Origin of the sequence: Mycobacterium sp. UM_CSW (genome assembly GCF_000455205.1) — a bacterium.
In the GTDB taxonomy this organism is placed as follows: Bacteria; Actinomycetota; Actinomycetes; order Mycobacteriales; family Mycobacteriaceae; genus Mycobacterium.
The window spans coordinates 22,578-41,916 of the sequence record NZ_AUWQ01000038.1 but is presented as its reverse complement, the minus strand read 5'-3'; the positions used below and the strand labels follow the sequence as shown (position 1 = coordinate 41,916).

At 68.7% G+C, this 19,339-nt stretch carries 21 protein-coding genes; 12 read left to right on the top strand and 9 right to left on the bottom strand.

Features of this window, described 5'->3' with window-relative positions:
• The first annotated feature begins 102 nt into the window (after positions 1–102).
• The 3 genes from N415_RS15170 to N415_RS15160 are packed head-to-tail and all read left to right on the top strand — an operon-like array spanning position 103 to position 4,002.
• On the top strand, positions 103–540 hold the full coding sequence (locus tag N415_RS15170; protein ID WP_152531397.1) for an MmpS family transport accessory protein: 438 nt from the start codon (positions 103–105) through the stop codon (positions 538–540).
• A complete protein-coding gene (locus tag N415_RS15165; protein WP_081665271.1) occupies positions 537–3,401 on the top strand; it encodes an MMPL family transporter in 2,865 nt (954 codons plus the stop codon). The genes N415_RS15170 and N415_RS15165 overlap by 4 nt, the downstream gene beginning before the upstream one ends.
• A gap of 4 nt (positions 3,402–3,405) precedes the next feature.
• Complete coding sequence (locus tag N415_RS15160) at positions 3,406–4,002, top strand: TetR/AcrR family transcriptional regulator (protein ID WP_068183199.1); 597 nt, start codon at positions 3,406–3,408, stop codon at positions 4,000–4,002.
• A gap of 60 nt (positions 4,003–4,062) precedes the next feature.
• Here the strand turns inward: N415_RS15160 and N415_RS15155 are convergent, their stop codons facing one another.
• Positions 4,063–4,389 carry a WhiB family transcriptional regulator gene (locus N415_RS15155; protein ID WP_068183196.1) on the bottom strand — a complete coding sequence of 109 codons (327 nt, stop codon included), beginning with the start codon at positions 4,387–4,389 and terminating at the stop codon, positions 4,063–4,065.
• Positions 4,390–4,733: 344 nt separating this feature from the next.
• Between N415_RS15155 and N415_RS15150 the strand changes: the two genes are divergently transcribed.
• Both N415_RS15150 and N415_RS15145 read left to right on the top strand, forming a co-directional pair.
• On the top strand, positions 4,734–5,027 hold the full coding sequence (locus N415_RS15150) for a hypothetical protein (protein ID WP_068183193.1): 294 nt from the start codon (positions 4,734–4,736) through the stop codon (positions 5,025–5,027).
• A 55-nt stretch (positions 5,028–5,082) separates the two neighbouring features.
• Positions 5,083–5,910 carry an enoyl-CoA hydratase/isomerase family protein gene (locus N415_RS15145; RefSeq protein ID WP_068183191.1) on the top strand — a complete coding sequence of 276 codons (828 nt, stop codon included), beginning with the start codon at positions 5,083–5,085 and terminating at the stop codon, positions 5,908–5,910.
• On the opposite strand, the gene N415_RS15140 is transcribed toward N415_RS15145, so the two are convergent.
• Genes N415_RS15140 through N415_RS15130 form a run of 3 tightly spaced genes read right to left on the bottom strand, consistent with a single transcriptional unit; the run spans position 5,905 to position 9,164 of the window.
• Entirely contained in the window at positions 5,905–6,693 is a 789-nt protein-coding gene (locus N415_RS15140; RefSeq protein WP_068183189.1) for an MBL fold metallo-hydrolase, read from the bottom strand. The two genes, N415_RS15145 and N415_RS15140, sit on opposite strands and share 6 nt — an antisense overlap.
• Entirely contained in the window at positions 6,686–8,218 is a 1,533-nt protein-coding gene (locus N415_RS15135) for a long-chain-fatty-acid--CoA ligase (RefSeq protein WP_068183186.1), read from the bottom strand. The genes N415_RS15140 and N415_RS15135 overlap by 8 nt, the downstream gene beginning before the upstream one ends.
• Before the next feature lie 16 nt (positions 8,219–8,234).
• Positions 8,235–9,164: a DMT family transporter gene (locus N415_RS15130; protein ID WP_068183183.1), complete on the bottom strand. Its 930-nt coding sequence runs from the start codon at positions 9,162–9,164 to the stop codon at positions 8,235–8,237.
• Positions 9,165–9,229: 65 nt separating this feature from the next.
• On the opposite strand from N415_RS15130, the gene N415_RS15125 reads away from it, so the two are divergent.
• The 4 genes from N415_RS15125 (at position 9,230) to N415_RS15110 (ending at position 12,511) form a co-directional block, all read left to right on the top strand.
• Positions 9,230–9,832, top strand: coding sequence for a CGNR zinc finger domain-containing protein (locus N415_RS15125; RefSeq protein ID WP_068183180.1), 603 nt, complete (start codon positions 9,230–9,232; stop codon positions 9,830–9,832).
• 142 nt (positions 9,833–9,974) lie between these two features.
• Positions 9,975–10,763: an SDR family NAD(P)-dependent oxidoreductase gene (locus N415_RS15120; RefSeq protein ID WP_068183177.1), complete on the top strand. Its 789-nt coding sequence runs from the start codon at positions 9,975–9,977 to the stop codon at positions 10,761–10,763.
• Between the two features lie 17 nt (positions 10,764–10,780).
• Positions 10,781–11,704, top strand: coding sequence for a catalase family peroxidase (locus N415_RS15115; protein WP_068183172.1), 924 nt, complete (start codon positions 10,781–10,783; stop codon positions 11,702–11,704).
• A gap of 36 nt (positions 11,705–11,740) precedes the next feature.
• Positions 11,741–12,511, top strand: a complete 771-nt coding sequence (locus N415_RS15110) for a sulfite exporter TauE/SafE family protein (RefSeq protein WP_068183168.1) — start codon at positions 11,741–11,743, stop codon at positions 12,509–12,511.
• On the opposite strand, the gene N415_RS15105 is transcribed toward N415_RS15110, so the two are convergent.
• A complete protein-coding gene (locus N415_RS15105) occupies positions 12,498–13,583 on the bottom strand; it encodes a glutamate--cysteine ligase (RefSeq protein ID WP_068183166.1) in 1,086 nt (361 codons plus the stop codon). The genes N415_RS15110 and N415_RS15105 overlap by 14 nt on opposite strands.
• A 34-nt stretch (positions 13,584–13,617) precedes the next feature.
• Positions 13,618–14,055, bottom strand: coding sequence for an anti-sigma factor antagonist (locus N415_RS15100; protein ID WP_068183162.1), 438 nt, complete (start codon positions 14,053–14,055; stop codon positions 13,618–13,620).
• A gap of 155 nt (positions 14,056–14,210) precedes the next feature.
• Here N415_RS15100 and N415_RS15095 point away from each other — a divergent pair, with 155 nt between their 5' ends.
• Positions 14,211–14,831 (top strand): TetR/AcrR family transcriptional regulator, encoded by a 621-nt coding sequence (locus N415_RS15095; protein ID WP_068183159.1) that lies wholly within the window; start codon positions 14,211–14,213, stop codon positions 14,829–14,831.
• Positions 14,832–14,983: 152 nt separating this feature from the next.
• Here N415_RS15095 and N415_RS15090 read toward each other — a convergent pair whose 3' ends face one another.
• Positions 14,984–15,643: a DedA family protein gene (locus N415_RS15090; RefSeq protein ID WP_068183153.1), complete on the bottom strand. Its 660-nt coding sequence runs from the start codon at positions 15,641–15,643 to the stop codon at positions 14,984–14,986.
• The gene (locus N415_RS15085) at positions 15,640–16,470 is read right to left on the bottom strand and encodes an SGNH/GDSL hydrolase family protein (protein ID WP_068183151.1); all 831 of its coding nucleotides are present in this window, start codon (positions 16,468–16,470) and stop codon (positions 15,640–15,642) included. The genes N415_RS15090 and N415_RS15085 overlap by 4 nt, the downstream gene beginning before the upstream one ends.
• Positions 16,471–16,592: 122 nt before the next feature.
• Between N415_RS15085 and N415_RS15080 the strand changes: the two genes are divergently transcribed.
• Positions 16,593–17,654 carry a permease gene (locus N415_RS15080; RefSeq protein WP_068183377.1) on the top strand — a complete coding sequence of 354 codons (1,062 nt, stop codon included), beginning with the start codon at positions 16,593–16,595 and terminating at the stop codon, positions 17,652–17,654.
• 26 nt (positions 17,655–17,680) lie between these two features.
• A complete protein-coding gene (locus N415_RS15075; RefSeq protein WP_068183148.1) occupies positions 17,681–18,481 on the top strand; it encodes an IclR family transcriptional regulator in 801 nt (266 codons plus the stop codon).
• A 7-nt stretch (positions 18,482–18,488) separates the two neighbouring features.
• On the opposite strand, the gene N415_RS15070 is transcribed toward N415_RS15075, so the two are convergent.
• The gene (locus tag N415_RS15070) at positions 18,489–19,328 is read right to left on the bottom strand and encodes a polysaccharide deacetylase family protein (protein ID WP_068183373.1); all 840 of its coding nucleotides are present in this window, start codon (positions 19,326–19,328) and stop codon (positions 18,489–18,491) included.
• Between the last annotated feature and the right edge of the window lie 11 nt (positions 19,329–19,339).

The window sequence follows — 19,339 nt, the reverse complement described above, 5'->3', positions numbered from 1 at the left end:
GATGCGGTAATGTCCTGACCGCCCGAGCATGGAACTTGCGTTCCGCGTCGATGCGGCCCCGGCATCCCGACCTCGGCGGTGGCGGTAGGGAGGAGATGGCAGGTGTATCGACTCTTCAAGAAGGTCTGGATCCCGCTACTTCTTGTCGTCGTCGTCGCGCTCGGTTCGTATGTCGTGCTGCGGGTGCGCGCCAGTTTCGGAGCAACCGCACACGCCGCGAGCCACGACGCGAACGCCGACGACACGAAGCCGTTCAACCCGAAACACATCACCTACGAGGTCACTTCGCCATCGGGGGGCAGCGTCAGCGCCAACTACCTCGACGAGAACGGGCAACCCCATCTCGTCGAGCACGCCCCGCTGCCGTGGTCGTACACGATCGTGACGACCCTGCCGTCGATGTCGGCCAACATCGTCGCCCAAGGTGACAAAGGCCTGCGCAACATCCGATGTCGGGTCATCGTCGACGGCCAAGTCCGCGACGACCGCACCATCGACGAATACGAACCCTTCATCTACTGCCTGGTGAAATCCGTATGAGTACCGAGCCCGGCTCTCGCTCCCGCATCGCCCGCATGATCCGCGTCCTGGCGGTGCCGATCATCCTGCTTTGGCTGCTCGTCGCGCTCGGCACCACGCTGTTCACGCCCTCGCTCGGCGACGTCGCGGGCAGGCACTCGGTGCCCATGACCCCGCGGGACGCGACGGCATTCAAAGACATGATGAACATCGGCCACAAGTTCCAGGAGTTCGACACCGACTCCACGGCGATGGTCGTGTTGGAGGGCGACGACAAGCTCGGCGACAGCGCGCACGAGTTCTACAACAAGATCGTCGCCAAGCTCAAGGCCAGCAAGCATGTCCAGTTCCTGCAGGATTTCTGGAGTGACCCGCTGACCGCCGCCGGCTCCCAGAGCCCGGACGGTAAAGCCGCCTACGTGCAGGTCTTCCTCGACGGCGCGCAGGGCACCACCCCCGCCCACAGGTCGGTCGCCGAGGTCCGCAAGATCGTCAAGAGCGTCCCGCCGCCGCCGGGCGTCAAGGCCTACGTGGCCGGCAACACCGCGCTCAACACCGACACGCTGATCGCCGCGCACAACAGCATGGAACTGATGACGATGGTCACCATCGGCGTCATCTTCGTGATGCTGCTGATCATCTATCGCTCGCTGAAGAACGCGCTGTTGGCGCTGATCCTGGTCCGCTTCGAGCTCTACGCCGCCGAAGGCATCGTGGCGACCGCCGGGAACCTGGACATCATCGGGCTGACCCCGTACGCCGTCAGCATGGTCACGATGCTGACCATCGCCACGGGAACCGACTACTTCATCTTCCTGTTGGGTCGCTATCACGAAGCCCGGTCCCGCGGCGAGGATCGCGAGCAGGCCTACTACAGCGCCTACAACGGCGTCGTGCACGTCATCCTCGGATCGGGTCTGACGATCGTGGGCGCCTGCCTGTGCCTGACCGCGACCAAGCTTCCGTACTTCCAGACGATGGGCATCCCGTGCGCCATCGCGCTGGTGGTGACGATGCTGGCGGGCCTGACGCTGGCTCCCGCGTTGCTCGCGGTCGCGTCCCGGTTCGGTTTCTTCGACCCGAAACGTCAAGTGTCGGAACGGGGTTGGCGCAAAGTCGGCACGATGGTCACGAGGTGGCCCGTGCCCATCATTGTCGTGGCGTCCTTTGTCGCGGTGATCGGTTTCGTCAGTCTGACGACCTATGTCCCGACTTACAACGACAGGAAGTTCACCCCGCCGGACATTGCGGCGAACGTCGCGCAGACGGCGGCCGAGCGGCACTTCAGCCCGGCGCGGATGAATCCGGAACTGCTGATGGTCGAAGCCGACCACGATCTGCGCGACCCGGCGAACATGCTGATCATCGACAGAATCGCCAAGAGCGTCTTCCATGAACGCGGCATCGGGCGCGTCCAAACCATCACTCGCCCGTTGGGCGCGCCGATCGAACACAGTTCGATCCCGTTCGTGATCGCCATGAACAGTTCCAGCACCCTGCAGACCGCGAAATTCATGAACGACAGCATGGCGTCGATGCTCGAGCAGGCCGACGAGATGGGCCGAACGATCAGCGTCATGCAGCACATGTATGGCGTCATGCAGCAGATGACCGCCACGACCCACAGCATGGATCGCCGAACGCACGACCTGGTGGACACCACCAACGAGCTGCGGGACCGCATCGCAGACTTCGACGACTTCTGGCGGCCCATTCGCAGCTATTTCTATTGGGAGAGGCACTGTTTCGACATTCCCATGTGCTGGTCCTTGCGCTCCATCTTCGACGCGCTCGACGGCATCGACCAGATTTCCGACAAATTCGCCGGCCTCACAGTCGATTTCGACGCCCTGGACCGGTTGATGCCACAGCTGCTCGCCGACTTTCCCAAGACCATCGAGTCCATGCAACGAATGCGGGACTTCATGCTGTCCACGCACAGCTCGATGGCGGGCATCCAGCGGCATATGCAGGAGAACGCCGAAGGCTCGACGATGATGGGGAACTACTTCGACGAAGCCAAGAACGACGACAGCTTCTACCTTCCGCCCGAAGTCTTCAAAAACCCCGACTTCAAGCGCGGTTTGAAAATGTTCGTCTCGCCCGACGGTAAGGCGGTCCGGTTCATCATCACCCACCAGGGCGACCCCGCCTCGGTGGACGGGATCCAGCATGTGAAGGGCATCAAGCAGGCGGTTGCCGACGCGGTCAAGGGAACTCCCTTGGAGTCTGCGAAGGTGTCGCTGGCCGGCACCGCCTCGATGTACAGCGACATGCAGGACGGCGTGAAGATCGACCTGACGATCGCCGGCATCGCGACGCTGATCCTGATCTTCGGCATCATGCTGGTGATCACCCGGAGCCTGGTGGCCGCGCTGGTGATCGTCGGTACCGTGCTCGCGTCGCTGGGAACCGCGTGCGGTCTGTCCGTCCTGCTCTGGCAGGACATTCTCGGGGTGGGCCTGCAATGGATCGTGCTACCGCTGACGGTGATCATCCTGCTGGCCGTCGGGTCCGACTACAACCTGCTGCTGGTCTCTCGCCTGAAGGAAGAAATCCCGGCCGGCCTCAACACCGGCATCATCCGGGGCATGGGAGCCTCCGGCCGGGTGGTCACCGCGGCCGGCCTGATTTTCGCGGCGACCATGGCGTCGATGATCGTCAGCGACCTGGTGGTGATCGGGCAGTTCGGCACCGCGATCGGGTTGGGTCTGCTCGTCGACACGTTTATCGTGCGGGCGTTCATGACGCCGGCGATCGCCGCCGCGCTGGGCCGCTGGTTCTGGTGGCCGCTGGACACCTTCGCCATGCGGAAGCGAAACGCCCCTAAGCCGGAGCCGGAGGGTGACACCGCTCCCGTCCCGCAACTGACGGGGGTGTGACGCAATGGAATCGAAGCTTCGCCAGCGCACCGATGGCCGGCTGGACCGGTCCCGTGATCCCGCGATCCTCAACGCTGCCCTTGCCGCACTGACCGAGAACGGGTACGACGCCACGAACATGGACGACATCGCCGCGCGGGCCGGCGTCGGCAAGGCCGCGATCTACCGGCGGTGGTCGTCGAAAGCGGCATTGATGACCGACGTGCTGGTCTACTGGCGGCCCGATCTGCGCGACGACAACGTTTACGACACCGGCAGCCTGGCCGGCGACTTGGACGCCCTGATCGAGCGCGCGGTGCGCAACGACAACGAGTTGATCACCAACGACCTCGTTCTCCGCGTTGCCCTGGAAGCGACGCACGACCGCGAACTCGCCACTGCCCTCGACGACCTGCTGTTGCTGCGGGGCCGGCGCGTGATGACGACAATCCTGGCCCGCGCCGCGGCCCGCGGTGAGATCGCCGCCGACCGCGACTGGTCCCCGGTCGCCGACGTACTCACCGCGATGAGTTTGTTTCGGGTGCTCAACGGCCAAACCGTCGACGCGGGTTACTTCCGACAGGTCATCGACACACTTGTGCTTCCCGCGCTGTCCACCTAGAGCTTCTCGGTATCGCGCGAGAGCTGTAACAGTTTCGTAATGAGGAAAACGGGCGCCCGGCTAGCCGGCGGAGCGGGCGTTGCGCCGGCGGAAGAAATCCGTCCACGACACGACCTCGGGATGCTGCTTGAGCAAGGCCCTGCGCTGGCGCTCGGTCATCCCGCCCCAGATTCCGAACTCGACTTTGTTGTCGAGCGCCTCCGCCGCGCACTCCCGCAGCACGGGGCAGTGACGGCAGATAACGGCCGCCTCACGTTGTGCCGCCCCCCGCACGAACATTTCGTCGGGATCTGCGTCTCGGCACAGCGCCTCCATGACCCAGGTGCGATCGTCCGCCTCCACGGGGCGCGGAGCGCTGGTCACGGGCACAAGACTGATTGGCCGCACGGCCGTCGCTGATTCTGGCAATGAGCTATCCCTTCGTACCGGCCGGCCGAGCGCATGCTCTGCGACCGCCTCCCCTGAGACCCCGTTGGGACGCGTGCCACATCGTGCCCGTTCGTGTGACCTAAATCCCCCCGGTCCCCAAGTTAAGGGATTCAGTATCGATTGCGCAACGTTTTGTGGCACATCCGTACCTTTTTCTTGATTGGCTCGGAGTTCGACGCCGGTGACCTCGGCGTTTGCCGACGCGCTGTCGGACCTGCCCACGACGAACCCACGCACCTCCGACCGAAATCGTGATCGACTAGTCCCAGCAGCTACAGAGCGAGAGACAAGGACGGTGGACGATGGCAGCCAACCAAGAGGGCATCGGCGTGTTGAAGCTCGAATGCCCGCAACGCCACCCGGTGGGCAGGATCCTCAAGGAGGCCCCGCACCAGTCGGTCATGTACGACCCCGGCGCGATGGCCGGAGAGCGCCGATTCTGGCCCAACGAAGAGGACCAGCCGCAGTTCAAGACGCACTGCCGCTTCTGCGACAAGCCGGTGGCCGAGGCCACGACCACCCTGCAGGGCCAACTGGCGTCCCTGGTCGCCGACGCCTCGCAGACCATCGGAACCGTCACGATGCAGTTCGCCTAGGCGGCGTTACAGTCTTGGGGCGCGATGTTAAGCGCCGACGCGTGAGAGGAGCCCCGTGCCGACACCGGACGACGCCCCCCGCCCGCCCGAAGGCGACTGGCTGGGCACCCCGTACCTGAAGTTCGAACGCCAGGGGCCGATCGCTGTGTGCACGATCGACCGCCCCGAAGCGCGCAACGCCCTGACGCCGGCGATGTACTTCGGGATCCGCTACGCCATAGGGCGTGTCAGCGAAGACCCGGACCTGGCCGGGCTGCTGATCACCGGAACCGGGGACGTCTTCGCGCCCGGCGGCGACATGGGCGGCGGGGGAGCCACCGACAACTGGATCACGTTCGGCTCGGCGCTGGGCATGGACGTCACGCCGTTCGACGCGGTGCGCACGTCGGCCAAGCCCGTCGTCTCCGCGGTCAACGGGCTGTGCCAGGGCGGCGGCATGCAGATCGCGCTGTGCAGCGACCTGTCCGTGGTCAGCGAGCGGGCGACCTTCCGGGTGCCCGAGCTGTTCCGCGGTTACGCCGACACCTACTACAGCCAGATGCTCGTCCGGGTGATCGGCCCGGTCCGCACCCGTGACCTGATGTTCACCGGCCGGGTGCTGACCGCCGCCGAGGCCCTCGACTGGGGCCTGGTCACCCGGGTGGTGCCCCACGACGAGCTGCTCGCCACGGCCAAAGACCTGCTGGCGCAGGTGTGCCGGACCGCGCCGCGCGCCCGCGGCGTCATCAAGTCCAGCATCGACAACTACCTCGGCCTGTACGACCGGATCGGCATGACCGCCAGCCTCACCGACGCCGAGGCCCGCGACGGCTTCCGCGCGTTCAAGGAGCGCCGCTCGCCGGACTGGGTGCACCCGGGGCTGCGCACCGAGGGACGGCTATAGGTCGATCCACTCGCCGTGCGCCGCGACCCGCAGCACGCCGGCGATCCCGGCCTGATCGAACGCCGCGGCGAATTCGTCGGCGCCCTCGCTGAAGTGGGCCCAGCCGTCGACGTGGGCCGGGATCACCACCTTGGCGCCGAGAACCTCGGCGGCGGCGGCCGCGCGCGCCGACGTCAGCGTCAACGGCCGGCCGTTTTCCTTCGCGGGCACGCGCGCCGCGCCCGCGAAGAGCACCGCGACGTCGATCTCGCCGACCCGATCGGCGACGGCCTTGACGGCGCTCATCGAGGCGTTGTCGCCGCTGAGATACACGGTGGGCACGCCGGGTCCCGACAGCACGAAGCCCGTCACCTCGCAATTGACGTGGCCGCCGGCGTCGCGCTGCCCGTCGGCCGGGCCATGGACCGCCGGAACCGCTTGCGCCACAAGCGAACTCGAGCCGCCCGGCAGGTCATACGACTCCCACGCCGGCACGCCCACCGCGGGCGGGCCCAGCCGGCCGGCGGCGCCGGGATTGGTGAGCACCAGCGGGGCGGCCAGCGCCATCCGGCGACCGTCATCGTCGAGGTTGTCGGGATGCTGGTCGTGACTGATCAACACCGCGTCCACCGGACCCAATGCGTCGGCGCCCACCGCCGGCCCCGCGAGCTTGGTCAGGTAGGCATGCTCACCGGGGGGATCGAAGGTCGGGTCCATCACGATCCGGCGCCCGGCGATGTCGATCACCGTCGTCGGCCCGCCCAGCACGCTGATCGCAAAGGCTCGTCGCCGCGAGTCAAACATTTCGTGCCCGGCCTTCCCAATAAGGTTCGCGCAGAGCGGTTTTGAGGATCTTGCCGCTCGCGTTGCGGGGGAGCGACGGCACGAAGTCTACGGTGCGCGGGCATTTGTAGCCGGCCAGGTGCCGGCGGCAGAACTCGATGATGTCCGTGGCGCCGACCTCCTCGGTGGCAACGACGATGGCCTTGACCGATTCGCCCCAGAAGTCGTCGGGCACGCCGATGACGGCGGCGTCGGCGACGGCCGGGTGCTCGATCAGCACGCTTTCCACCTCGGGCCCGTACACGTTCTCGCCGCCGGTGATGATCATGTCCTTGAGCCGGTCCTCGATGTAGACGTAACCGTCGGCGTCGAGGCGGCCGATGTCGCCGGTGCGCACCCAGTCGTCGTCGGTGATCGTCTCGGCGGTCGCGTCGGGGCGGTTGAGGTAGCCGCTCATGTTCTGGTTGCTGCGCACCCAGATCTCGCCCGGCTGCCCGACGGGCAGCACCTCGCCCGTTTCGGGGTCGACCACCCGAATCTCGGTGCCCAGCACGGGCTTTCCGGCTGACAGCTGCAGGTGGGGCCGGTCGGGGTCGCGGTGGTCGTCGTCGCCGAGCGCCGTGACGGCCCCGCACAGTTCCGTCTGCCCGTATACCTGGACGAAGTTGGTCTCGGGCCAGGTTTCGAGCGCCCGGTGCAGGAGCGGCACCGGCATCGGCGCGGCCCCGTAGACGATGTAGCGCAGGCCCGCGATCGCCGCGCTCGCCGCCTCGCCGGCGTCCAGGAACCTTGCGATGACCGGTGGCACGAAGAACGCGTGCGTCGCGCCGGATCGCACCGCCCCGATCAACGCCGCGGCGTCGGGCTCGCGGGTGATGATCGTCGGCACCCCCGCCGCGATGCCGAACAGCGCGTACCCGATTCCGCCGACGTGGAAGAGGGGCATGGCCACCAAGTTCGCGTCCCCGTCGCCGAACGGGAACGCCGGCGCCAGGTTCGCCGCGTGATTGGCCAGCGCGCGCTGGCTCAGCAGCACACCTTTGGGCCGCCCGGTGGTGCCGGAGCTGTAGATCACCAGCGCGGTTTCACCCTCGTCGACCTCGGCGGCCGGCGCGGGTTGCGCTGCGGCGAGCAGAGATTCGTACTCGTCGTCGATCACGACGAGGCGGTCCAGGCCGTCGACCCGCGCGGCGGCCGCCTCGGCGGCGGGCCGCAGTTCCGCGCCGACGAATAGCAGCCGCGGGCGGCTGTCGGCCAGCACGTGCGCGAGCTCGTCGCCCATCACCCGCCAGTTGACGACGGTCGTCACCGCGCCGATCGACGCCGCGGCGAACAGGATCTCCAGGCAGGCCGGGTGATTCTTGTCCAGGAATGCCACACAATCACCGCGCCGCACACCGGCGGCTTGCAGCGCCCCGGCCGCCCGCCGAATCCGCGACGCCCACTGTGCCCACGACCACTGCCGCTCGCCGTAGCGGATCGCGACGTCGTCGGGCCGCTGCCGGGCGTGTCGCTCGACCAACCCGGCGAGCGTCGTGCTGTCCATAACCCCTCCGCAGAAGTCAATCTTTCCCACTCTGTGATACGCGGTCGCGCTCCCGCACGCCGCGGCGGGCCGCGGTTTCAGATCCGCGCGAGCTGGCGAGGTAGCCGGCGGCAAGCACCAGCGCACAACCGCCGAGCTGCAGCGCCGAGGGACGCTCGCCCAGCACAACGGCACCCAGCGCGACCGCGCCCACCGGGGTCAGCAGGAGTAGCGCCGAGCTGACGGTGCTGGGGACGCGGGCCGAGAAGAACGCCACGAACAGCCAGCCGAGCAACTGGCCGGTGACGGCGACCAGGATCAGCCATCCGACGGCGTGCCAGCCGGGCCACAGCTCCAAGCCGTGCCACCAGGGCCCCACGGCGACCGCCAGCACCGCCGACGTCGCCAGCACGACCGCGTACGTCTGCATGGCTTGGCCGGCCTGCCCACCGCGTCGCAGCAGAAACAGGAATCCCGAATAGCACAGCGCGGCGCCGATCGCGTGCGCAGTGCCCAGCGCGGGGTTGCTGCCCGAGATTCCGTGCTCCAGCATCCCGCCGGCGAGTGCGACGCCGACCAAGAGCGCGGGCAGCGCCAGCAGGAACCGGGCCGAGACCGTCTCCCGGTCGACGAGCCAGCTCAACAGTGGAACGACGGCGACCTGGGTGTTGACGAGGACGGTCGACAGGCCCGCCCCCACCTCCGGAATGGCCTGCGTCCACAGCAACATGTCACCGGCGAACAGGGCGCCGCAGCAGGCGGCCGACAGCAGGCCGCGCCGCGACAGAGCGCGGCCCCGTCGCCATTCCGGGACGGCGAGCACGACGACCACCGGCAGCGCGAGCAGGCAGCGCGCGGCCGTCGCGGTCGCCGGGGTTGTCGCGGCCAGTTTCAGGAAGACGGCCGAGGCGGACACGCACAGGGCGCCGACGGCCAATCCGATCCGGTCTGCAGGTGTGCGTTTCATGTCGCTGCGAGTACCCGGCTGTCTAATGGTTAAATCGATATTTAGGAATTAGGCGGTGATGACTGATGGTGCGTTCGGAGGCGGCCGGACTCGACCTGCGCGGGGGTCATCCCGCGGTCGACCTGGTCAACACGGTGGCGTGGCGGGGCGACCCGCAGCGTCGGACGGAATACCTGGCGGGCTATCTCGACCTGGTGGCGTGGGCGCGCCACGCCGGGGTGCTGTCGCCCGGTGAGGCGCGCCAGCTCGCCGTCTTCGACCGCGATGCCGGCGGGAAAGCGTTGCGTCAGACCGTCCGGCTCAGAGAGGCGCTGCATCGCATCTGGACGGGGTGCGGGTCGGCCCGCGATGCCGACACGGTCGCCGGCGCATACCGATCGGCGCTACGGGCCCAACGCCTCACGATCGACGGCGACATCGCCGGGTGGCACGAGGTGGCGCTGGACGCGCAAACGCCGCTGCATCGGCTGGCCGCCGAATCGGTGACGCTGTTGACCGCCATCCCGTTGTCGCGCATCAAGCGCTGTGGCGACTCGGCGTGCGGCTGGCTGTTCCTCGACACGAGTCACCGGCAGAACCGCCGGTGGTGCAGCACCGCCGACTGCGGCAACCGCGCCCGGGTCCGACGGTTCTACGAGCGCACCCGGGACGCCCGGCCGGATCGCTAGCGCAGTGTGAACTGAGGGCTTTGCGTGTGCGCACAGGGCGGGAATCCGGCCGGTCCGCCGCCCCGGGCTCACACGCGACGCCGTGGGCTCACACGCTGCGCCGTCGGCGCAGACCGGGCGCCGGTGTGCCACTATCACTGCCATGGTCAACGCCGATCGCGCCCGGTCCCGCACCTTCGTCGTGACGGGGGCGGCGTCCGGCATCGGATTGGCCACCGCGCGGCGCCTGCTCGCCGAGGGCGGCACCGTCGTCGGCGCCGACGTGGCGGCCCCACCCGACCTGGGTGCCGAATTCCACTTCGTCACCGCTGACATCACCGACGAGGATGCCATCGCCGCGGTGCTGGCCGCCGTCCCCGACCGCCTCGACGGCGTGTTCCACGCGGCGGGCGTCGCGGGAGGCGGCCCGGTGCACCTGCTCGACCGCAAGGAATGGGAGCGGGTGATCGGCATCAACCTGACCGGCACGTTCCTGGTGGCCAAGGCGGCGCTGGCCAGGATGATCGAGCAACCCCGCGTCGACGGGGAGCGGGGCTCGATCGTCACCGTCGCCAGCATCGAGGGCCTGGAGGGCACGGCCGGCGGCAGCTCCTACAACGCGGCCAAGGGCGGCGTCGTCCTGCTCACCAAAAACATCGCGCTCGACTACGGGCCCAGCGGCATCCGCGCCAACGCCGTCTGCCCCGGCTTCATCGAAACCCCCATGGCCCAAGGCGTTTTCGGGCTGCCGGGGATGGAGGGCCCGCTGGCGTCGATCACCGAGGAGCACGCCCTGCAACGGTTCGGCCAGCCCGAGGAGGTCGCGGCGATGGCGGCGTTCCTGCTGTCGCCCGACGCCTCGTTCGTCAGCGGCCAGGCCATCGCCGTCGACGGCGGCTACACCGCCGGTCGCGATCACGGTGTCGTCAAACTCTTCGGCTTGCCCGACTAGCGCCTTAAGATTCGCGCATGGTCACTCCCGACGAGGCGATCGCGGCGATTCGAGGCACCGGCGGCGCGCAGCCGGGCTATCGCGCGCTGCACGCCAAAGGCACGCTGTACCGCGGCACGTTCACCGCGACCCCCGATGCGGCGGGCCTTTCGCGCGCCAAGCACCTCGACGGCTCGACGGTGCCCGCGCTGATCCGCTTCTCCAACGGTTCCGGGAACCCGTCTCAGCGCGACGGCGCGCCCGGGGTGCGCGGGCTCGCGGTGAAGTTCACGCTGCCCGACGGGTCCACCACCGACGTCTCGACGCAGACCGCCCGGCTGTTCGTCTCCAACACGCCGGACGGGTTCGTCGATCTGCTCAAGGCGATGCGGCCCAGCCCGACGACGCCGCTGCGGATGGCCAAGTACTTTCTGACCCATCCGCGGCTGTTCGGCGCGCTGCCCGTGCTGCGCGACGCCAACAAGGTCCCGACCAGCTACGCCACCATCGAATACCACGGCCTGCACGCCTTCCGCTGGGTCGCCGCCGACGGGAGCGCCAGATTCGTTCGCTACCACTGGGTTCCGGCCACCGAGTCCGAGGCGCCGGCCCCCCAAAGTGACGGCCCGGACTTTCTCACCGACGAACTGAACGCGCGCCTGGCAACCGGTCCCGTCCGGTTCGACTTCCGCGTCCAGATCGCCGGACCGGACGACTCGACGGTCGACCCGTCGGCGGCCTGGCAGAGCACGCAGATCGTCACCGTCGGCACGCTGCAGATCGACGGCCTGGACACGCAGCGCGAGCACGGCGGCGACATCGTCGTGTTCGACCCGATGCGCGTCACCGACGGCATCGAACCCTCCGACGATCCGGTGCTGCACTTCCGCAGCATCGCGTATTCGGCGTCGGTCAAGCTGCGAACCGGCGTGGACCGCGGGCCCGAAGCGCCGCCCGTCTAAGGCCGACTAAACTTCGCGGGAGTGCTGCTCTCCCATATGGTTTTGATCGTCGTGGCCGGGTTCGCTGCCGGCGCCATCAACGCCCTCGTCGGATCGGGCACCCTGGTCACCTTCCCGACGCTCGTCGCCCTCGGCTATCCGCCTGTCACGGCCACCATGTCGAACGCGGTCGGCCTGGTGGCGGGCAGCGTGTCGGGCACCTGGGGCTATCGCGCCGAGCTGGCCGGGCAGTGGGATCGGCTGCGGTGGCAGCTGCCGGCGTCGCTGGCCGGTGCGGTGCTGGGCGCCTTCCTGCTGCTGCACCTGCCCCCGACGGTGTTCGCCCGCGTCGTTCCGGTGCTGTTGGTGCTGGCGCTGGTGCTGGTGGTGATCGGGCCGAAGCTGCAGACGTGGGCGGCGCAGCGCGCGGAAGAGGCGGGGCGTTCGCCCGAACACATCACGCCGGCACGCAAGGCCCTACTGGTGTTCGGGACGTTTGCCGTCGCGGTCTACGGCGGCTACTTCACCGCCGCGCAGGGCATCCTGCTGGTCGGTGTCATGGGCGCGCTGCTGCCCGAGTCGGTGCAGCGCATGAACGCCGCCAAGAATTTGCTGACCCTGGTGGTGAACGTGGTTGCGGCGGTGAGCTATTCGCTGGTGGCGTTCGGCCGGATCAGCTGGCCGGTCGCCGGGTTGATCGCGGCGGGCTCGCTGGTCGGGGGACTGGTCGGGGCGCGCTACGGGCGCCGGCTGTCGCCGACGGCGTTGCGCTCGACGATCGTGGTGGTCGGGCTGATCGGCCTGTACCGTCTGCTCAGCGTGGGTTGACGACGGCTTCGGCGATGACGTCCATCACGTCGTGGCGCTTTTGCCACGCCCGCAGCTGACGCATCGCCCCGTTGCCCTGCTTGGCGACGCGGTCGAGTTCGGTTGTAACGCGGTCGTATTCACCGAGCGCGTCCAGCGCCGGGCGCACCCGCTGCACCAGCGCGCCCAACATCTGGCGCACCGGCACCGCCCCACTTCCGTGGATCAGGTCGAGCGTGTGCCCCGCGAGCCCGTCGTGCGCGGCCTTCCAGTACGCGGCCCGCAGCGCCGCGGGCGGCAGGCGCTCGTTTTCCCCGCTTCGCTCGTCGAGCGCCGTCATCACCGCGGCCCTGACCAACGTGGCCAGCAGCACCGTCTCGTCGACCGTGGCCGGCACGTCGGCCACCCGGATCTCGACGGTCGGGAAGTTCTCCGACGGGCGCACGTCCCAATAGACCATCTTGTGGTCGAGGATGACCTCGCTGTCGATCAACATGCGCACCGTGCGGTCGTACTCTTCGGGCGCGGGGAAGAACGGCGGCGGCCCGGCCACCGGCCAGCGCCGCCACAGCACACTGCGCCAGCTCGCGTAGCCGCTGTCGGCGTTGCGATACACCCGCGAATTTGCCGACAGCGCAAGCAGTGACGGCAGCCACGGCCGCAGCCAGTTGCTGACCCGGATCGCGGCGGCCCGGTCGGGCACCTCCACGTGGACGTGACACCCGCAGATGCCCTGCTCGTGCGCGACCATCCCGTACGCCTCGCCGATCCGGCGGTACCGGGGTGTGTCGGTCAGGGGAAACTCGTGCGGCGTGCTGGGCGGGAGGCCGGTAGCGAGCAGCTGCACCCCCGCGGCCTCGGCGGCCTCGGCGGCGGCGCGGCGCAGCCGGGTGAGCTGCTCGCCCAGTTCCGCGCTGGTCGCCGTGACGCTGGAGTTGGTCTCGACCTGGCAGCTGCTCAATTCCAGCTGCAGGGTCGCGCCCCGCCGCTCGGCTTCCTCGGCCACCGCGGCGTTGCGGGGGGCCGGTTGACCGGTACGCGGGTCGACGAGGAGGAATTCCTCCTCCGCACCGAAGGTGGGAAGCCCGCTCATTCAGCCGATTATCGGCCGATTGACTGGGGCGTGCTTACCAGCGAGCGCTCGACGCGAGCGCGGCGTCCGCGGTCGGGTAAACCGGCAGCAGGCGGTTCAGCCCGCAGGCGTCGACGATGCGGGCGACGAACGGTTCGCAGGTGACCAGGCGCAACTCGATGCCGCGCTCTCGACACCGCTTGGCCTCGTCGGCCAGCACCCCGAACGCGCAGCAGCCCATGAACTCGAGGCCGCTGACGTCGATGACGAAGGGGCCGGGCGGGATGACGATGCTGGCGGCCTCGCTCACCAGCAGGCGCCAGGTGTGCTCGTTGCAGGCGTCGATCTCGCCGCCGGCGTAGATGATCACTGCCGCGCCGTTGCGGTCGGTTGTCGCCCGCAGCGTGCTGTGTGGGTCACCCAGCTCGTGGACCAGCCGCGTGCTGAGCGTCAGGTGCGGACTGAAGGTTGATTCCGCAGTAGTCAGGCTCATGAGGGACTCCCTAATCTACCGACGCCGGGCGCCGGGATGGATGCCCGTCCTTCTGTCTGAAGACAGACGCTGCGCGAACTGCGCGAATCTCATTTGTATAACGAGACAGGGCAGTCTGTCTACCTTAGGCTGATAAGAGTATGGTAAGGCCCGGTATGGCAAGCGACGATGTCACTCCTGTCATCAGCTCGGCTCGCGAACGCATTCTTAACGCGGCATATGAGCTGTTCAGCCGGCGTGGGATCCGCGCCGTGGGCACCGACGAGGTGGTCGTGCGGGCCGGCGTGGCCAGGGCGACCCTCTACCGCCACTTTCCGACCAAGGACGCGCTGGTGCTGGCCGTGCTGCAGCGCCGCGAGGAGGTCTGGACGCACGGCCTGATCGAGGAGCAGTCCCGGCAGCGGGGCAGCACCCCCGAGGAACAGCTGCTCGCGATCTTCGACGTGCTGCACGACTGGTTCCAGTCGCGCGACGGCTACGAGGGCTGCTCGTTCATCAATGTGCTCCTGGAGTTGGGCGCCGACCATCCCGCCGGCCAGGCCTGCATCGCCCACATCGACCACGTCCGCGACATCGTGCGCCGCCGCGCCGTCGCGGCCGGGCTGACCGACGTCGAGGAGTTCGCGTCGTCCTGGCACATCCTGATGAAGGGCGCGATGATCCTGGCGGTGGTGGGGGACCTGGACGCCGCCCAGCGCGCCCGCAAGATGGGCCTCTCGCTCATCGAGGAGCACCGCCCGGTCGAGCCGATCGACATCGGCGAGGCGGTGGGTTAAGCCCGGCCGGCTCAGGGCCTTGAGTGTGAATCCTGGGCTTTCAGCGTGAACTGATGGCGGGATCCGGGCGACTTTCCCACCCTGGACGCACGCGCAAAACCATGGATTCACGCTAAGCGGCCACGGAGCAGAGCGCGCGCTCGTCAGCCCGATTAAGCCGCGTCGGTGGCTTCGGCTTTGCGGTAATGCTCTTCTTCCAGCTCGGCGATCATCCGCGACGTGCGTTCGCGCAGCAGGATCGCGGCCGTGATGCCGCACACGACGGCGACCACCAGCCCGATCCAGGAGAACCGCTCCAGCCAGCGTTCGGCGGCCATTCCGGCGAAGTACACGAGCGCGGTGGTGCCGCCCGCCCAGCAGATGCCGCCGGAGACGTTGGCCGCCAGGAAGCGCGGGTAGGGCATCTTGAGCGCGCCGGCGAGCGGGCCGGCAAAGATCCGCAGCAGGGCGATGAAGCGGCCGAAGAACACCGCGCGGACGCCCCAGCGGTTGAACAGCTTTTCGGCGAGCGCGACGTGTCCGGGGCCGAAGTGTTTGGGGAACCGCCGGCCGAGCCGGTCGAAGAGCGGCAGCCCGTACCGGCGCCCGACCGAATAGCCGATCGAGTCGCCGACCACCGCGCCGATCACCGCGGCGGCGCCGACGCCGACGGGATTGACGGCCAGGTCGTGGTGCGACGACATCAGCGCCGCGCTGACCAGCACGATCTCACCGGGAAGGGGAACGCCCAGGCTCTCCACCCCGACCACACCGCCGACTACCAGGTAGACGAGCAGCGGTGGGATCGACTGCAGCAAAGCCTCCACATTCATGGGTCAAGGATGCCTGACTGACGGACAAAGCGCGCCGTACCCGGTGCGGTGACCGGTTCCAGTCGCGGGCGCTTGGGCACCCGCCCGTCGGCCGAGGATTTGCCGCGCATGCGCCGCCACACCCACGGCATGAACTTTTCCTGCGTCCAGCGCAGCTGCCCGTAGGTTCGGGTCCGGAACGACAGCCGCGTGGGGCTGCCGCTCGCCACGGCCCAATCATGGTTGCTGCCGGGCAGATTCAGGGCCTCGGCGGCCGCGGCGGCAAACAGGATGTGGCCCTTGGTGGACGCGTGCACACGGTCGACGTCCCAGGTGTCCAGGTCGCGCATCGAGGGCGCGTCGTAGAGGTCGACCAGCCGGAAGCCGTATTGGTCGGCAGCGGCCCGGATCGCGTCGTTGATGCGGGCGAGCCGCCCGGAGACGAGCCGGCCGAGCGGGAGGAATTGCGCGACGTTGGGGAAGGTGGTGGTCACCACCGTCGCCCCGGATTCGGCGAGCGCGGCGTGCATGTGATCGAGGTTGGCCAGCGCCCGGCCGAACGAGTTTCCCGGCTGGATGACGTCGTTCATCCCGACGCACACGGTGATCAGGTCCGGCCGCATCGCGAGCGCCGGCGGAAGCTGCTCGTGCAGCACGTCGGCCACCAGCTTGCCGCGGATCGCCAGGTTGGCGTAGTGCAGGCCGGGATAGTGCGAATCGATCATTGCGGCGAGCCGGTCGGCGAACCCGAGGAAGCCGACGGTGTCGTTACCGTCCCACAGGCCCTCGGTCTGGCTGTCCCCGATGGCGACGTATCGGCTGTATCCGGTCTCGGTAGCCCCGTACACGATGCCGAGACTAACCGGTAAGTCCGTTTTCGGGGGCCATCGCGTGGCGTGGCGCGGGCGATCCTTCGAGCCCGTCGGCCCCGGTGGGCGCTGCCAGGGATTGTCCGTTAGCGTCAGTGGGCGTGGCGCTGCCATTGGGTGTCAACGCAATTCGCTCGCCGGGCCGCGCGGGTGTGGCGCTAGGCGCCGTCGCCACCGCAGCGGTGTTCGTGACGGGGCTGCTGTGGGCCAAGTGGACGCCGTATGCGACGAAAGCACTGAGGGCCCAGCGAACCCATCACTGGCCGGGATCGAACATCCTCACCGTGGGCGGCGTGCACAGTGGCGACGCCCCGACCTGGCATGCCGCCACGACGTTCTTCCACGCCTACGTCCTGTCCATTTGGCAGGCGCTGGTGGTGGCGCTGCTGATCAGCGCGTCGATTCAGGCATTCATACCGCCCTCGTGGTTGCCCCGCGTGCTGAACCGGCGCCGCCTGGTCTCCAGCGCGGTGGCCGGCGGCCTTGCCGGCATGCCGTCGATGATGTGCACGTGCTGCGCCGCCCCGGTCGCCGTCACCTTGCGGCGCAACGGGGTCAGCCGAGTCGCCGCGATCGCGTATTGGTTGGGAAACCCCGTGCTGAATCCCGCGGTACTGGTATTCCTGGTGTTCGTCGCGCCGTGGCAGTGGGCGCTGACCAGGTTGGTGGTCGGGATCGCCGCGGTGGTCGGCGTCGCGACTGTCGTCGGCCTGATGACGCGGTCGCGGCGGGTTCCGCCGCCCGAGACACCCGCGCCGCAGCCTTGGGCGCCCGCCCGAAGCTTCGCGGTAGCCCTGCTGCGCTTGTGCCTGGTCCTGCTGCCCGAGTACGCCGTCCTGGTGCTTGCACTCGGCGCGTTCCGCGGCTGGCTGCTGTCCCTGACCCGCCTGCAGCAGGGCGGCCTGCTGGTCGTGGTGCTCGCGGCGGTCGTCGGCACGCTCATCGTCATCCCGACGGCGGGCGAGATCCCGATCCTGCAGGGCCTGGCGCTGCTCGGCGTCTCGTCGGGAACCCTCGGCGCGCTGTTGATCACCCTCCCGGCCGTCAGCGTCCCGGGTGCGGTGATGGTCGCCCGCAGCTTGGGCTGGCGGGCCGTCGCGACGGCGGTGGTCGTGATGATCGCGGCCGGCCTGCTCGGCGCGGCCTTCCTGACCCTGATCTGAATCGCGTCCCGAGTACCGTCACTGCCATGAGCAGCAGGCAACCGGCCGGAAGCGAGCCGTCCGCCGAACCGCTTGCGCCGCAGTACCCGATCGAGTCGGTCGACAACGCGCTGAAGCTGCTGCTGTTGCTGGGGGAGCGGCCTGAGATCCGGCTGAGCGAGGCCACCCGATACCTGGGTGTCGCGCCGTCGACCGCGCACCGGCTGCTGGCAATGCTGGCCTACCGCGGCTTCGTGCGCCAAGACCCAATCTCCAAGGCGTACCTGCCGGGTCCCTCGCTCACCGGCGTCGCGTTCGCGGTCTTCGGCCGGCTCGACATCCAGCGGTCCGCCGCGCCGATCATGCGTGCGCTGAGCGAGCAACTGCGCGAATCGATTCACGTCGGGATGCTTGACGGCGCCGACGTCCACTTCGTCGCCGCCACCGAGGGTCCGGCGGCGGTCCGGGTGGCGTCCCGGCTGGGGCGCACCATGCCGGCACACTGCACCTCGACCGGCAAGGTGATGCTCGCCCAGCTGCCCGAACACGAACTGCGTCAGCTGTTTCCGAACGAAGAGCTGGAACGGGTCACCTCGCATTCGATCGGCAGCCGCACCGAGCTGGAGGCCGAGCTGTCGCGCATCCGCGAGCGGGGCTATGCCATCAACCGCGAGGAGAGCGAGGACGGTGTCGCCTCGGTCGCGGTGCCGATCCCGACGCGGGCGCCGGGCGTGCGGCTCGCGCTCAACGCCGCCGCGCCGCAGGACCGGCTCGACGGCGACCGCTACCCATCGGTGGTGGCCGCTCTTGTCAAGGCGGCCAAGGAGATTGGCGATCAGATCGGCTGAGACTGAGTTAGCCAGCGAAACGCGCTGTGCGGTGCGGGATTTCGGGCTTCAGGAAGACGTCGTTGAGCGTCACCGTGCGCAGCCTGCGGGCCCGGATGATGTCCACCAGCTGCTTGTAAACGTGGGTGACCGGGGCGTGGTTGAGGTGACCGATCACGATGTTCTGCCGCGTGAAGGACAGGTCGGCCAACTTGACGATCTGGTCTTCGGACAGCAGCGCCGAATCGCGCAGGTCCCCGGACCACAGCGTGGGCACCTGGTAGCCGAGATCGGCGGCCACCGCGTCCACCACGGCGTTGTGGTGGCCGTAGGGCGGCCGGAAGTACGGGGTGGCATCCACGCCGTAGGTGCTGCGCAGGAACTGATCGGTGCGACCGAGCTCGTCGGCCACCTGGTTCGGCGTGAGTTTCGTCAGGTCCGGATGCGACCAGGTGTGGTTCGCCAGCTGGATCTGCCCGGATTCGACGAGCGGGCGAAGCACCTCGGCGTTGTCGGTCCACGACCGATAGGAGCCGGTGACGAAATAGGTGAGCCGCACGCCGGTGTCCCTGGCGAATTCCGTATAGAGCCGGACCACATCGGTGTCGACGCCGTCGTCGACCGTCCAGGCCAGCAGGTCACCGTCGCCGGGAAGCTTGCTCAGCACCGCGCCGCCGGGCAGCGTTACCCGCGCGGCACGGTCGGGGGGCGACAGCAGCGGCGGCAGGGGCGGGGCGGCGGGGGTCGGCGCGGGCCCGGGAACCTCGGCGCGTGCCACCGTCTCCTTGGGCCCGGTGTCTGAGCACCACGAGATCCCGGTGACCGCCACCGTAGCGGCCACCGCGACCAGGAAGCGCCTCCGGTCCAGTTCGCTCACGT